Source organism: Actinoplanes sp. NPDC049598 (genome assembly GCF_040675435.1).
In the GTDB taxonomy this organism is placed as follows: Bacteria; Actinomycetota; Actinomycetes; order Mycobacteriales; family Micromonosporaceae; genus Actinoplanes.
In genome coordinates, this window is record NZ_JBFAOX010000008.1 from 1 (window position 1) to 14,686 (window position 14,686).

Here is a 14,686-nt window from a genome sequence, read left to right on the forward strand (position 1 = left end):
TTGGCCGCGAACGAGGTGAACTCGTCGGCGATCCGGTCGTAGACCGCCTTGTCCCAGTCGACCAGGTCCATCTTGTTGATGCAGAGCACCAGGTGCGGCACCCGCAGCAGCGAGGTCAGGAACGCGTGCCGGCGCGACTGCTCGACCAGGCCCTTGCGCGCGTCGACCAGGATCAGCGCCAGGTCGGCGGTGGAGGCCCCGGTGACCATGTTGCGGGTGTACTGGATGTGCCCGGGGGTGTCGGCGATGATGAACTTACGCCGCGGGGTGGCGAAGTAGCGGTAGGCGACGTCGATCGTGATGCCCTGCTCACGCTCGGCCCGCAGGCCGTCGGTGAGCAGCGCCAGGTTGGTGTACTCGTCCCCGCGTAACGCGCTGGCCGCCTCCACGGCCTCCAGCTGGTCGGCGAAGATGGTCTTGGTGTCGTACAGCAGACGCCCGATCAGGGTGGACTTGCCGTCGTCGACGCTGCCCGCCGTGGCGAACCGCAGCAGGTCCATACGCGCCGACGGCGCCGTCTCGTTCTCCAGCAAGGCCTGGCCCATCGGCACTACCTCTCCGTTGGCGATCGTCGGGCGATGTCGGCGCGTCGTCGAGACGGCCGGGCTAGCCACTGGCGGCGGCCCGCGCCGACCGGCGCAGATAGAGCAGGCAGGCGGCGGCGAGCAGGGCCGGCCAGAGCAGGTACCGGCCGGTGGTGGCGAGCAGCAGCACCGAGGCGGTCACCGAGATGAGGGCCGACCGCCACCCCCAGGACCGGCGGGGGAGCAGGCGGAGGGCGGCGGCCGAGCCCAGGACGTACACCGTGACGAAGGCGCCGGTGGTGAGCAGGACGAGAGGCTCCGGGTCGGCGTGGCCGAAGATCACGACGGTCAGCAGGGCCGTGCCGGCCAGGGCGGCCACGATCAGGACACTGCGGACGGGAACGCCGCCCGACTCGCTGCCGGGGGCGAGCCAGCGAGGCAGGGCGGCATCCCGGCCCAGCGCGGCGCCGAGCTTGGCCGCGCTGGCCTGATAGGTGTTCATGACCCCGAGCGTGAGCAGCACGGCGACCCCGGTGCCGACGGCGCCGCCCGCCCGGCCGATGCCGATGCTGAGCAGGTCGGCGAGCGGTGCGTCGGACTCGCCGGCCGCCGGGCCGAGCACGAGGACGGTGGCCGCGGCGACGGTCAGGTAGAGGAAGCCGACGATCACCACGGCGGCGCCGGTGGTGCGGGGGATGTCGCGGTGCGGACGGCGGAAGTCGGCCGACAGATGGGTCATCGCTTCCCAGCCGGAGAAACTCCACACCAGCAGCGCGGCGGCCGAACCGACGGCGGCCCAGCCTTTCGGGGCGAACGGTTGCAGGTTGTCGAGCCGCGCATCGGGCAAGGAGGAGCCCGCCGCCAGCAGCAGGAGCACGGCCAGCACCACGGCCAGCCCGAGAGCGAGCCGGCCGGAGACCCGCAGGCCGAAGACGTTGGCCACCGTGACGGCCGCGATCAGGGCCACCGCGACCAGCACCGTGGTCGTGGTGTCGCCGCCGGTGGCATCGGCCACGTACGCCCCGCCGAACAGCGCCGCGGCAGCCATCGCGGGCGGGACGGTCAGGTAGAAGCACCAGCCGACCAGCCCGGCCCAGTTGCCGCCGAAGGCCCGGCGCACATAGGTGGAAACACCGCCGGCGTCGGGATAGCGCGATCCCAGGGCGGCGAAGGTGGCCGCCAGCGGGATCGACATCAGGATCAGGCCGAGCCAGGCCAGCAGGGACGCGGGCCCGGCGGCCCGGGCGGCCAGCGCGGGCAGCGCGATCGCACCGGTGCCCAGGACCGCGCCGACGTAGAGGGCGGTGCCTTGCACGAGGGTGAGTCCGCGAGCGGAAGTCTGCGCAGCGTCGTCAGTAGTTCCGGGCACGGTTGGAGCCATGAGCCAAGGTTCGTCAGGACGGCGTTCGGCCACCAGCGGCGTGACTGTCAAAACACGCTAAGTTTTTGCCATGCGTGCCCATACCGTGGTGATGCCGTTGACCGACCGGTCTCCGATCTTCGAGCTCGCGGTGCCCTGCGAGGTCTTCGGCATCGACCGGGCTGATCTGGCCGATCCCTGGTACGACTTGCGGTTCTGCGCGAGTGAGCCGGGCTCGCTGAGGACGTCGTCCGGGCCGGGCATTCATGTGCCCTACGACCTGTCCGTCCTGGAGCAGGCGGACACGATCATCGTGCCGGCGTGTTCCCGGCAGACGCAGTTGCATCCACCGGCCGACCTGGTGGCGGCGCTGCGCCGGGCCCATCAGCGCGGCACACGGATGGTGTCGATCTGCACCGGCGCCTACCTGCTGGCGGCGGCCGGTCTGCTCGACGGCCGGCGCGCGACCACGCACTGGATGAACGTGATCGACTTCGCCCACCGGTTTCCGGAGGTCAAGGTGGACGGCGGCGTGCTGTTCGTCGACGAGGGAGACGTTCTGACCTCGGCCGGCACCGGCGCGGCGGTGGACATCTGCCTGCATCTGGTGGCGACCGATCACGGCGCCTCGGTGGCCCACGCGGTCGCCCGGCGGATGGTCGTCCCGCCGCACCGGGACGGCGCCCAGGCACAGTTCGTGGAGCCGCCCACCGGCCTGTCCCGGGCCGACGAGCTGAGCGCGGTCCTGGATTGGGCCCGGGAGCACCTGGCGGAGCAACTCACCGTGGTTGAGCTGGCCCGCCGGGCGAACATGAGCCAGCGCACCTTCGCCCGCCGATTTCACGAGATCACAGGTGTGACACCGCTGCGATGGCTTCAGCAGCAGCGCATCCGATGCGCCCAAGAGCTGCTCGAAACGACCGACGAATCGGTAGAAAACATTGCCAAGAGGGCCGGTTTCGGCTCGGCTGCGACTCTGCGGTCTCACTTCCAGCGAGCGGTCGCGGTGTCGCCGCAGACCTATCGGCACGTCTTCCGGTCCAGCCGTCAGCGGGCCGTCTAAGCGGCCGGCCCGGCCAGGACCCGCCGAAAAAACTACTCACGGTAGCCGTTGGTCTGATCTTTCCCGGTATCGATGCGAGCCGCCGCGGTCGTGGCTCTGCCCTTGACGGAAGTCGCTCACGTCGGACGTGAGTCGATCGTTAATCTGCGGTTAACATCATCTCTGCTTTTAGTAACCGATCCAGTGCTGACGGTCACATCTGGGGGTCCGGAGCCGGCTCGGGGCCCCGCGTGGCCTCGGTTGAACGGCAGGTGGCGCGGGGCGCTGCGGTGCCGGCCATGCCGTCCGGCGGCCGCCGCCACCCAGGGTGGCCCGAGTCGGATCCGGGCCACGGCGGACCGCTGTTTCTTTTCGGAATGAAGTCGTCCTGTTCACCTTCCGGAAATTAAGAAAAGCGGCAAAATATTCCTACAATGCCTGTAGGAGAATGGACGATGTGTGGTTCTACGGTCCGTAGATATCGCACCGGAAACGGCGCCGCTACGGCCCGTTCCTGGCTTTCCGTGTGGTTGCCAGCCGACATCGCGCATGCTTAACTCGTCTCGGCCCGGTAAGCGTTGCGTCTGAAGAAGAAACGATTGGCAAAACGCGGCCAAGCCATTGGCATACTTCTTTTCGATCAGGCTGGCGGTGTGGTGCGGCCGCATCATTTCGCCACCGCCATTCGAAAAGCCCTCCTGAGCAATGAGCCGGATGCCGGCGTGTGACCAGCACGCTCGGCCTCCGGGGAACGAACGCGTCTTCGTCTACCGGAGGAACCGTCATGGGCATGGAAGTGCGCATCCAGGTCAGCGATCCCGCTTCGGGATTCCGTGGATTCGTCGTGGTCAACGATTTCGTCGACGGGCGGGCGATGGGGGGCACCCGGATGACCCCGCAGGTCGACCTGCAGGAGGTGGCCGGCCTGGCCGAGGCGATGACACTCAAGCTGGCCCTCGCGGGCCTGCCGATCGGCGGGGCCAAGGCGGGCATCGTCTGCGGCCTGCCCGCCGGCCCCGAGCGGGACCGCCAGCTCACCGCGTTCGGCCAGGCGGTCGCGCCACTGCTGCGCAACGGTGTCTACCTAGGTTGTGACCAGGGCATCTCCTACCGCGACCGGGATTTCTTCTTCGAGGCGGCCGACTTCGACGTCCAGCGGGACAGCCCGATCGACCTGCCGTGCAATTGGAGCGAGCTCTGGGCGCGGTGCCACGACATCACCGGCTTCGGCGTCTGCGAGGCGGTGACCGCGGCCACGGAGCAACTGGGGCTCGACGCGCGCTGCCGGACCGTCGCCGTTCAGGGCTTCGGCACCGTCGGCCGTTCCGTCGCCGGCGACCTGAGCGGGCGCGGGTTCAAGGTGGTCGCGGTGGCCGACCGCCACGGCACGATCGCCGACCCCGCCGGCCTGGACGTCGACCGGCTGATCGCGGCCACCGACGAGTACGGCTCGATCGATCGCGGCGCGCTCGGCGTGGCCGGGGCGAAGGCCGCCGACGCGTGGCTCGACGTCGACGCGGACGTTCTCGTGCTGGCGGCCGGCGGCGACGCCGTCACGGCCGCGAACGTGGACCGGGTCCGAGCGTCCATCGTGGTCGAGGGCGGCAATCTGGCCTGCTCGCCGGCGGCCTGCGACCGCCTGGCCCAGCGGGGCGTCCCGGTGCTGCCCGGCATCGTCGTCAACTGCGGGGGCGCGGCCGTCACCGGTCTGCTCCTGCTCGGCGCCGCGCCCGCCGGGGCCGGCGTCGACGAGCTCGTCGACTGGCTCTTCACGCACGTCAGCCGGCGGATCCGGGGCAACATCGCCGTGCTGCTCGATCGGGCGAAGGTGGAGAACCGCCCGCTCTACCGGATCGCCGACGACCTCGCCCACGAGCTCCTGGCCGACCGGGACCGGAAGCTGGTCGACGCATGACGGCCGGCCCGCCCGATCCAGACGCGCCGCGGATCTGCGTCTACCACCCCACCATGGGCCCCGGCCTGGCCGAGCAGATCCGCAGCGCCGACCCCGGCGCCGTCGTCGAGGTCGTGGCCGCCACCGGCTTCGACCCGCCCGACCCGCACCGCATCGACGTGCTGATCGCCAACACCTTCCCACCCGGGATGCTGGCCCGCTGCTCCCGGCTGAAGTGGCTGCACCTGACCGGCACCGGCACCGACCACGTCGCGGCCGGCCTTCCCCGGCCCTCGGTGCGGGTCTCCACCTCGGCCCGGGTGCCGGTCGTGCCGGTGGCCGAGTTCGCCCTGATGGGCCTGCTCGTGCTGGCCAAGGACGCGGTCGCGCTCGTCGACAGCCAGCGGGAGCGACGGTGGCGGATGCCCGACGCCCAGCTGGTCGGCGGTTCCCGGCTGCTGCTGCTGGGCCTCGGCCGGATCGGCACCGAGATCGCCCGGCGGGCCCAGGCGTTCGGCATGTCCGTCACCGCGGTGACCCACCGCCCGCGGCCGGCGTCGCCGGCCGGGCCGACGTTGCCGTCGCACCGGCTGGCCGAGGCCGCGGCCCGGGCCGACCATCTCGTCGTGGCGGTGCCGTCGACCCCGCAGACCGCCGGGCTGGTCAGCGCGGCGGTGCTGGACGCCTTGCCCGCGCACGCCTGCGTCATCAATGTCGGCCGGGCCGACGTCGTGGACACCGCCGCCCTGGTGCACCGGTTGCGCAGCGGGCGGCTTCGCGCGGCGCTGCTCGACGTCCACGCCCGCGAGCCGCTCTACCAGCACGACGAGCTGTGGGACGTGCCGAATCTGTGGATCACCCCGCACTGCGCCTACCGCTTCCCCGGCGAACAGGGCCGGGTGGGCGAGGTCTTCCTGGAGAACCTGGCCGACTTCCGGGCCGGGCGGCCGCTGCGCGATCAGGTGGACCTCGGCCTGCGCGGGCCGGCCGCCGTGCCGCCGGCCCGGGCCGGGAGCACGGCATGACGGGCATCCTGGAGCTGACGGGCGCGTCGATCGTCCGTGAGGCGGCCCAGCGGCAGGACGCCGACCCGGCGGAGTTCCGCTTCCTCGAACCCCTCGACCGGCTGGCCGACTCCCTGGCCCGGGAGGCCCGGCTCACGCCCGAGGGCTCGCGGATCGTCCGCTCGAGCCTGGTGGCCACGCTCGAGCGGCAGATCACCCTGGACCGGTTGATCCACCGGCATCCGGAGATCACGGCGACACCGGTCCCGCGCCCGATCATCATCACGGGCCTGCTGCGCACCGGCACCACCCTCGTGCACAATCTGCTGGCCCAGCATCCCGGCCTGCGCGTGCCGGCCCTGTGGGAGCTGCTCGACCCGGCCACCGAACGGCTCGGCGCCGCCGAGTACGAGGCGATGGCCGACCGGGCGCAGGACTATGTCGACGAGTACAACCGGGTCGCCCCGCAACTGCCCCGGATCCACTTCCTCGACGCCCGCCGCCCCGACGAGTGCCACCGGCTGATCGGCACCACGTTCGCCAGCATGGTCTACGAGATGCGCTACCGGGTGCCCGGCTACGGCGCCTGGCTGGCCGGGCAGGACCTGACCGAGCAGTACCGCTACCACCGGCGGCAGCTGCAGGCCCTGCTGTGGCGCGTCCCGGGCGCGCCGGTGGTGCTCAAGTGCCCGTTTCATCTGTGGTCGCTGCCGGCCCTGATCGCCGCCTATCCCGACGCGCGGATCGTGCACATGCACCGTGATCCGGCCGAGACGGTGCCGTCGACCGCCAGTCTCTGCGCCGCCATCCGCGAGGCCCGCAGCGACCGGGTCGACCGGGCGGAGATCGGCCCCTACTGGCTGCGGCGGATCGAGCCGATCATCACCGACGTGGCCGCGACCCGGCGGGCGGTCCCGGCCGGCCAGATCCTCGACGTTCGCTACCGCGATCTGGTCCGCGATCCCGTCGGGCAGGCCGGGAGGATCTGCGACTTCGCCGGCGTGCCGATGACGGCGGTGGCGACGGACGCCGCGCGCGCCTATCTCGCCGGCAACGGCGCCGGCAAGCACGGCCGGCACGAGTACCACCCAGCTGATTTCGGGCTCGACGCCGCCGGCCTGTCCCGCCGGTTCACGGCCTACCGCGAGACCTTCGGCTGCTGATCCGTGACCGACCGACCGTCAATCACCCGTCCCTGAGGAGAGTGCCATGTCGACATCGGACACCAATGAGTCGCGCGCCCGTGCGCTGGTGGCCGCGGCCAACGCCGGCGCCGGCGCCGGCGCCGTGCCCGTGGGTGTGCTGACCCCGCTGACCGGCCCGGGTGACCCGGTGGCGGGCGAGCTCATCGTCCGCGGGGTCTGCCTCGGCGTGCGCTACCTCAGGGAGAACGGCATCGCCGACGTCGAGCTCGTCGTGCAGAACGACCAGGTGTCCGCCGGGGAAGAGGGCATGCAGCGCTCCGCCGTGGCCGGGCTGGCCAAGCTGGCGATGGTCGACGAGGTGCTGGCCGTCGTCGGGCAGTGGCACCTGCGGACCGCCGAGCACGTCACCCGGACGGCCGAGCTCCTGGGCGTCCCGATCTTCGTGGAGAACGGCCACAACACCATCACCGCCCGGCAACGCCGCACGTTGTTCCGCACCTACTTCAGCATCGCCGACCGGGTGCCCATGATCGTCGAGTTCCTGGCCGAGCAGAAGCTGACCCGCCTCGGCATCATCGCCCCCGACACGGTCTTCGGCAGCATGATGGCCACCACCTTGCAGGACGCGGCCACCGCGGCCGGCTTCGACGTCCTACGGCTCGACTTCGAGCAGGAGACCACGACCGACGTCCGCGACCAGCTCCGGCAGATCCAGGAGTTCGCCCCCGACGCGCTGATCAACTGCGGTGTCGTGCGGACCAACTACATGGTGATCGACCAGGCGGCCGAGACCGGTCTCCTGCCGGGCACGCAGATGCTGGTCATGTTCCCGTTCCCGATGCGCTCGGACGACTACTGGCGGCTGGCCGGGCCGGCCGGCAACCACGTCGTCTGGCCGGCCACCACCTATCGCCCGTCGTGGGCCGGACTCACCCCGATCGGGCAGTGGTTCACCCGGGCCTACCTGGACGCTTACGGCTCGTTCCCGCCGGACAACGCCCTCAACGCCTTCACCGACGTCACCGTCATCGGCCAGGCGCTGGCCGCCGCGGGCGGGGCCGACCGGGAGGGGCTGCTGCAGGCACTGGAGGCCGGCGCGTTCGACACCTGGCGGGGCCCGGTGTCGTTCGAGCGCGGCTCCGAACACTGGCACCACAGTCCGCCGCAGTTCATGTTGATGCAGTACCAGACGGTGGGCCAGGGCTTCGACGAGGCTGCGGTGATCTACCCGGACGAGGTGCGGACCGGCGACTACGTGGGTCCGCGATGACGTCGGCCGCGACCGACCGGCCGGCCCCGCCCGGCCCGGCCGGTGAGGCGGGCACCGTCGCCCAGGCCATGGTGGCGGCCCTGCGGGCACACGGCGTCGACCGTGTCTTCGGCGTGGCCGGTGAGAGTTATCTGGCCCTGCTCGACGCCCTGGCCGGCGTCCCGGCGGTCGACGTGGTCACCAACCGGCACGAGGGCTCGGCCGGGTTCGCCGCGCTGGCCGACGCCAAGCTCACCCGCCGGTCCGGGGTGCTGGTGGTCAACCGGGGGCCAGGTGCGACGAACGCGGCCATCGCCTTGCACTCCGCCCGGCAGGACGGCACGCCGCTGCTGCTGATTGTCGGCCAGGTCCGCCGGTCGGAGATCGGGCGGTCCTCGTTCCAGGAGATGGAGTATCAGGGCACCTTCGCCGACTGCGCCAAACAGGTGTGGACCGTGCACGACCCCGGCCGCGTCGCCGAAATCGTCACCCGAGCCCTGCGGGTGGCCGAGGCGGGCACGCCCGGCCCCACCGTCGTGGTCGTGCCGGAGGACATGTTCGGCGAACCCGTCACGGCCGTCACCGCCGGAGCGGTGGAGCCGGCGGCGATCGGGCGGGCGGCCGTGACCGACGTCCGGCGGGCCGCCGCGATGCTGGCCGAGGCGCGGCGGCCCCTGCTGATCGCCGGCGACCGGCTCGGCGACGATCGGGGCCGACGCGCCCTGGCCCGGGCGGCCGACCAGCTCGGCCTGCCCGTGGTAACCAGCAACAAGCGTCAGGACCTGCTGGCCAACGACCACCGCACCTACGCCGGGCAGCTGACCATCGCCACCCAGCCGGACCGCCGGGCCGCGCTCGCCGAGGCGGACCTGGTGCTCGCCGTCGGCACCCGGCTCGACTCGACGACGACCCAGACCCACACCCTGCCCGCCGACCATCAGCGGCTCGTGCACGTCCATCCGGACGCACGATGGCTGGGCCACGTGCACCCGCCGCAACTGGCCCTCGCGGCGGACCCCGCCGCCTTCCTGGAGGACCTCTGCGCGTCGGTCCCGGATCCCCGCCCCGGCTGGCCGGAATGGACCCGGTCGCTGCGGGCGCTGGAGGAGCGGGCCGGGACCTGGCATCCGGTGACCTCGTCCGACGGCGTGGTCTTCGGGGCCGTCGCCGCGGCGGTGGACGAGCTCGCGGCCGAGGACGCGGTGTTCACCGTGGACGCCGGCAACTTCACCAGCTGGGTCCACCGCTACCTGCCCATGGTGGGTAAGCGCCGGATGCTCGGCACGTCGGCCAGCGCCATGGGCTTCGGCGTGCCGGGCGCGCTCGCCGCCGCCCTGCGGCATCCCGGCCGGCAGGTGTACGCCTTCGTCGGCGACGGCGGATTCCTGATGACCGGCACGGAGCTGGCCACCGCCGTGCACCGGCGCAGCCGGCTGATCATCGTCATCGCCGACAACAACAGTTACGGAACCATCCGCCAGCACCAGGAACGGTCGTATCCCGGCCGGGTCATCGCCACCGACCTGGTCAACCCCGACTTCGCGGCCATGGCCTGGGCGTTCGGCGCCACCGGCCTGTCGGTGCGCAGCCCGGAGGAGATCGAACCGGCCCTGCAGGTCGCTCTCGACTGCACCGGCCCGGTGGTGATCCACGTACGGACGAGCCTCGAGTGGATCTCGGCGTATCAGCACCTGCCCGGGCTCGGCGGTCCAGCCGCGGCCCTCCCGGCGGATCGGAGACGGCAACGATGACCCTGACCGAGCAGCTGACGGAGATCGTCGGCGCCGAGAACTGCTTGACCGGGACGGAGATCGGGCCCCGCTACGCACAGGACCTGTGGGGCAGCGACCGCAAGGGCGACCCCCAAGTGGTGGTCCGGCCCGGCTGCACCGCCGAGGTGTCGGCCGTTTTGAGGCTCTGCGCCGGGCGCGGCGTGCCGGTCGTGCCCCAGGGCGGGATGACCGGGCTCGTCTCGGGCGGGGTGCCGGGCGGGGACGAGGTCGTGCTGTCGCTGGAGCGGATGAACCGGGTCGAGGAGTTCGACCGCAGCACCCGCACGATGACCGTGCAGGCCGGCTGCACGCTGGCCGCCGTGCAGGATCTCGCGGCCGGCGAGGGACTTCTGTTCCCCCTCGACGTGGCGCCGCGGATGTCCGCCACCATCGGCGGCGCCGTCGCCACCAACGCCGGCGGTCTGCGTGTCCTGCTCTACGGCATGATGCGCGAGCTGGTGCTGGGCCTGGAGGTCGTGCTGGCCGACGGAACGGTCGTCGACGGCCTGCACAAGTTGGTCAAGAACAACGCCGGCTACGACCTCAAGCAGCTGTTCATCGGCACCGAGGGGACGCTGGGCGTCGTCACCCGGGCGACGCTGCGGCTGCGCCCGGCCCCGCAGTGCCGGTTCGCCGCGATGTGCGGCGTGGCCGACCTGGACGCGGCCCTTGAACTGCTGCATCGCCTGCAGGCCGCGCTGCCGGGCATGGTGAGCGCGTTCGAGGCTGTTTGGGACAAGGCGTACGAGGTGCTGCTCCCGGTCCGGGACGAGGTCCCGCTGCCGCTGGAGAAGGTGCACCCGATCGCGGTCCTGGTCGAGGTGTCCGGGGTCGACCCGGCGCGCGACCTCGACCGCCTGCGCCGAGCCCTCACCGACTGCGCCGGGCTCGTCGAGGAGAGCACCGTGGCGGCCTCGGCGGCGGAGGTGGACCTGCTGTGGGCGGCCCGTGAGCGCATCCCCAAAGAGATCCTGCAGATGCAGCCGCTGTTCGGCTTCGACATCAGCCTGCCCGCGGGCCTGCTCGAGCGCTATCTGGCCGAGGTGCTCGACGAGCTGCGCGGTCACTGGCCGGGCGTGCGGTTGCTGGTCTTCGGTCACCTCGGCGACGGCAACGTGCACATCGCGGTGGTCACGGGTGAGCAGACCCGCGAACGCAAGTCCGTCGTCGAGCACATCGTCTACGGCGCGGTCCGCCGGCACGGCGGGTCCATCTCGGCCGAACACGGGATCGGCTTCGAGAAACGGCCGTACCTGCACTACTCCCGTACGGACGAGGAGATCGCCCTCATGCGGCTGCTGAAACGGACCCTCGACCCCCGCGGCACCCTCAGCCCGGGACGCGTCCTCGACGAGGCGGCACGGTGAGCGGGTTGCCGCCGTCGGCGCCGACGGCGCTGAGCCCGTCGGTCTTCACCCGGCTGACGCGGCTGGCCAACCAGCACTCGGCCATCAACCTGGCGCAGGGCTTCCCCGACTTCGACCCGCCGCAGGCGCTGATCGAGGCGGCCGGTCAGGCCGTGCGGCAGCACTACAACCAGTACGCCCCCAGCCCCGGCCTGCCGGCGCTGCGCCAGGCGGTCGCCGCGCACTCGGCGCAGCGGTACGGCGTCGAGTACGACCCGGACACCGAGGTCACGGTCACCGTCGGAGCCACCGAGGGCATCTGGGCGGCGGTGACCGCCCTGGTCTCCAAGGGCGACGAGGTCATCGTGATCGAGCCGTACTACGAGACCTACCCCGCGTGCGTCGTCGCGGCCGGGGGCGTCGTGCGCTACGTGCCCACCTCGTTCCCGGACTTCCGCCTCGACCCGGACCGGCTGGCCGCCGCCTTCTCGCCCCGCACCCGCCTGGTCCTGCTCAACACGCCGGGCAACCCCGGAGGCGCACTGCTGACCGCGGAGCAGTTCACCGCGATAGCCGAACTGGCCGAACGGCACGACGCCTACCTGCTCTGCGACGAGACCTACGAGCACCTGGTCTACGACGGCGCCACCCACGTGCGGGCGTCGGCAGCGCCCGGCTGCCGCGACCGTACGCTCGTGGTCTCGTCGGCGTCGAAGACCTTCAGCGTCACCGGCTGGCGCGTCGGCTGGGTGCTGGCCCCGCCCCACCTGACCGACGCCGTGCGCGGAACCCACCAGTTCATCACCTTCGCCGCGCCCACGCCGCTGCAGCAGGCGGTCGCCACGATGCTGTCGGCGGGCTCGGCCAGCGGCTACTTCGACTCCCTGCTGGCCGGCTACACCGCCCGGCGCGAGGTGCTCCTGGACTACCTGGACCGCATCGGCCTGCCCGTGGCCCGCCCGGCCGGCGCTTTCTTCGTGATGGCCCGCTGCCCGGACGACGACGAGCGGTGGGTGACCGAGCTGATCCGTGGCGCGGGCGTGGCCGCCATTCCGGGCTCCGCCTTCTACCACGACCGCAGCGCCGGGCGGGACCTCGTCCGGTTCGCCTTCTGCAAGCAGCTGCCGACCCTGCACGCCGCGGGCGCGCGCCTGATGGGCAAGGAGGACGACGATGCGACTGACTGACCGGGTGGCCGTGGTCACCGGCGGCACCAGCGGCATCGGCCTGGCCCTGGCCCGGCGGCTGATCGCCGAGGACGCCGCGGCCGTGGTCGTCACCGGGCGCGACGAGCGCCGCGGCGCCGAGGCGGCCGGACAGCTCGGCCCGCGGGCGCACTACCTGGCCCAGGACGTCGTCGAGGAGAAGCAGTGGCCGCAGGTGCTGGACGCGGTCGCCGGGCGTTTCGGCCGGCTGGACGTCCTGGTCAACAACGCCGGCTCGGCCGGCGGGGGCGAGCCGCAGGACCCCGCGGCCATCACCTTGGCCACGTGGCACCGGATCCTCGCCGGCAACCTGGACAGCGTGTTCCTCGGCTGCCGGGCGGCGATGGCTGTGATGGGCCGGGACACGCCCGGATCGATCATCAACATGTCGTCCACGGCGGGCCTGATGTCGACCCCGCGCTTCGTGGCCTACGGCGCGGCGAAGGCGGCGGTGACCCACCTGACCAAGTCGGTGGCCGTGCATTGCGCCCGCACCGGGCTGGCCCTGCGCTGCAACTCGGTGCACCCGGCGATGATCGACACGGAGCTGGGCGCCTCGCTGTTGGGCAGATTCGACGCTGATCCGGGGCGGGCCCGGGCCGGCTACCTGAGCCGGGTGCCGCTGGGCGAGCTGGGACAACCGGATGACGTGGCCGGCGCGGTGGCCTATCTGGCCAGCGACGACTCCCGCTATGTGACCGGCTCGCAGCTGGTCGTCTCGGGCGGGCTGGGCGTATGAGCCGGCCGGCGCTGGCGGGCCTGCGCACCCCGCTGGTCTACCTGGCGACCGCGGTCGTGCCGGCCGGGCTCGCGGTCGCCTTCATCGTGCTGCGCGCACGGCCGGCCGGTGACGGGTCGCCGGCCGGCCCGAGCGCCGGCCCGATCCTTTACCACCTGCTGCTGGCGGTGGCGGCGGCCGTCGCGGCGGCGGCGGCCGGCGGGGCGCTGGCCCGCCGGCTGGGGCAACCAGCGGTGATCGGCGAGCTCGCCGCCGGGCTGGCCCTGGGACCGTCCGTCTTCGGCGCGCTGCAGCCGTCGATCCAGCAGTGGCTGTTCCCGGCCTCGATCACCCCCTACCTGTCGGCGCTGGCCCAGATCGGCGTCATCCTGTTCATGTTCCTGGTCGGCTGCGAGATGGACTGGCGGCTGGTGCGCCGCAGCGGCGGGCGCAGCTTCGTCGTCGGGCACGCGTCCATCGCCGTGCCGTTCCTGGCCGGCATTCTGTTCGCCGCCGCGCTGCCGGATCGGTACCGGCCGGCCGGGATCGGTGACGGCGCCTTCTTCCTGTTCGTCGGGCTGTGCCTGTCGATCAGCGCCTTCCCGGTGCTGGCCCGGATCCTCACCGAACAGAACCTGCTGCGATCCCCGGTGGGTTCGGCCGGCCTCGCCGCGGCCGGCGTCGCCGACGTCACGGCCTGGTGCCTGCTGGTCGGGGTGGTCGCCTACCTGCGGGGCGCGTCCCTGTGGGCGGCCGCCTGGACCGCGCTGCTGGTCGCCGTCGTCACGGCGGTCATGGCGGGGATCGTACGGCCGGTGCTGGCCCGGGCGGCGGCCGGCAGCGCGCCCGGCAGCAGCCGGCGGACCACGCTGTTCGCCCTGTGCACGGTCGTCCTGCTGACCGCGTCCGCGGTGACCGAGCTGATCGGCGCCCATGCGATCTTCGGCGCCTTCCTGGCCGGCCTGATCATGCCGCGCGGGTCGGAGGCGACCCGGGAGCTGACCGCCAAGCTGGAGGGCGTCGCCATCTGGGTGCTGCTGCCGCTGTTCTTCGTGGTCTTCGGACTTCAGCTCGACCTGACGTCGCTGGACATCGGCGGCGGCTGGCTGGTGCTGGCGGCCCTGGTGGTCATCGCCGTGGTCACCAAGATCGGCGGAACGGCCGTGGCCGCCGTGGCCGCCGGGACCACCGCCCGCGACGGGCTGGCGCTCGGGCTGATGATGAACTGCCGCGGCCTCACCGAGCTGATCGTCCTGGGCATCGGCCTGCAACTTGGCGTCCTCAATCCACCGTTGTTCGCGATGTTCGTCGTCATGGCCCTGGTGACCACGGCCATGACCGGCCCGCTGCTGCGGCGGGTCGTGCCGGCGCCGGCGCCGGCGCCTGTTGCCCGCCGGGAACCCTCCATCTCAGAGAACAGGTGACCC

Annotated in this window: 12 protein-coding genes; 10 read left to right on the top strand and 2 right to left on the bottom strand. The window is 72.2% G+C overall.

Annotated features, from left to right (window positions below; all coding sequences use genetic code 11):
• Positions 1 to 545 (bottom strand): GTP-binding protein (locus AB0J66_RS19475; RefSeq protein ID WP_364662201.1); only part of this gene is annotated, 545 nt, incomplete at its 3' end.
• Positions 546 to 606: 61 nt separating this feature from the next.
• Positions 607 to 1,839, bottom strand: coding sequence for an amino acid permease (locus tag AB0J66_RS19480; protein ID WP_364662203.1), 1,233 nt, complete (start codon positions 1,837 to 1,839; stop codon positions 607 to 609).
• Between the two features lie 136 nt (positions 1,840 to 1,975).
• On the opposite strand from AB0J66_RS19480, the gene AB0J66_RS19485 reads away from it, so the two are divergent.
• From AB0J66_RS19485 to AB0J66_RS19530, 10 genes are all read left to right on the top strand, one after another.
• A complete protein-coding gene (locus AB0J66_RS19485; protein ID WP_364662206.1) occupies positions 1,976 to 2,947 on the top strand; it encodes a helix-turn-helix domain-containing protein in 972 nt (323 codons plus the stop codon).
• Between the two features lie 763 nt (positions 2,948 to 3,710).
• A complete protein-coding gene (locus tag AB0J66_RS19490; protein ID WP_364662208.1) occupies positions 3,711 to 4,841 on the top strand; it encodes a Glu/Leu/Phe/Val dehydrogenase dimerization domain-containing protein in 1,131 nt (376 codons plus the stop codon).
• Positions 4,838 to 5,845 (top strand): NAD(P)-dependent oxidoreductase, encoded by a 1,008-nt coding sequence (locus AB0J66_RS19495; RefSeq protein WP_364662211.1) that lies wholly within the window; start codon positions 4,838 to 4,840, stop codon positions 5,843 to 5,845. Before AB0J66_RS19490 ends, AB0J66_RS19495 begins: the two co-directional genes overlap by 4 nt.
• A complete protein-coding gene (locus tag AB0J66_RS19500) occupies positions 5,842 to 6,987 on the top strand; it encodes a sulfotransferase (protein WP_364662214.1) in 1,146 nt (381 codons plus the stop codon). The genes AB0J66_RS19495 and AB0J66_RS19500 overlap by 4 nt, the downstream gene beginning before the upstream one ends.
• A gap of 46 nt (positions 6,988 to 7,033) precedes the next feature.
• Positions 7,034 to 8,239 carry an ABC transporter substrate-binding protein gene (locus tag AB0J66_RS19505; RefSeq protein WP_364662216.1) on the top strand — a complete coding sequence of 402 codons (1,206 nt, stop codon included), beginning with the start codon at positions 7,034 to 7,036 and terminating at the stop codon, positions 8,237 to 8,239.
• A complete protein-coding gene (locus AB0J66_RS19510) occupies positions 8,236 to 9,969 on the top strand; it encodes a thiamine pyrophosphate-dependent enzyme (protein WP_364662219.1) in 1,734 nt (577 codons plus the stop codon). Before AB0J66_RS19505 ends, AB0J66_RS19510 begins: the two co-directional genes overlap by 4 nt.
• Entirely contained in the window at positions 9,966 to 11,357 is a 1,392-nt protein-coding gene (locus AB0J66_RS19515; RefSeq protein WP_364662222.1) for an FAD-binding oxidoreductase, read from the top strand. The genes AB0J66_RS19510 and AB0J66_RS19515 overlap by 4 nt, the downstream gene beginning before the upstream one ends.
• Positions 11,354 to 12,523, top strand: coding sequence for an aminotransferase class I/II-fold pyridoxal phosphate-dependent enzyme (locus tag AB0J66_RS19520; RefSeq protein ID WP_364662225.1), 1,170 nt, complete (start codon positions 11,354 to 11,356; stop codon positions 12,521 to 12,523). Before AB0J66_RS19515 ends, AB0J66_RS19520 begins: the two co-directional genes overlap by 4 nt.
• Positions 12,510 to 13,280 carry a glucose 1-dehydrogenase gene (locus tag AB0J66_RS19525; protein WP_364662227.1) on the top strand — a complete coding sequence of 257 codons (771 nt, stop codon included), beginning with the start codon at positions 12,510 to 12,512 and terminating at the stop codon, positions 13,278 to 13,280. The genes AB0J66_RS19520 and AB0J66_RS19525 overlap by 14 nt, the downstream gene beginning before the upstream one ends.
• Positions 13,277 to 14,683: a cation:proton antiporter gene (locus AB0J66_RS19530; RefSeq protein ID WP_364662229.1), complete on the top strand. Its 1,407-nt coding sequence runs from the start codon at positions 13,277 to 13,279 to the stop codon at positions 14,681 to 14,683. The genes AB0J66_RS19525 and AB0J66_RS19530 overlap by 4 nt, the downstream gene beginning before the upstream one ends.
• Positions 14,684 to 14,686: the final 3 nt, after the last annotated feature.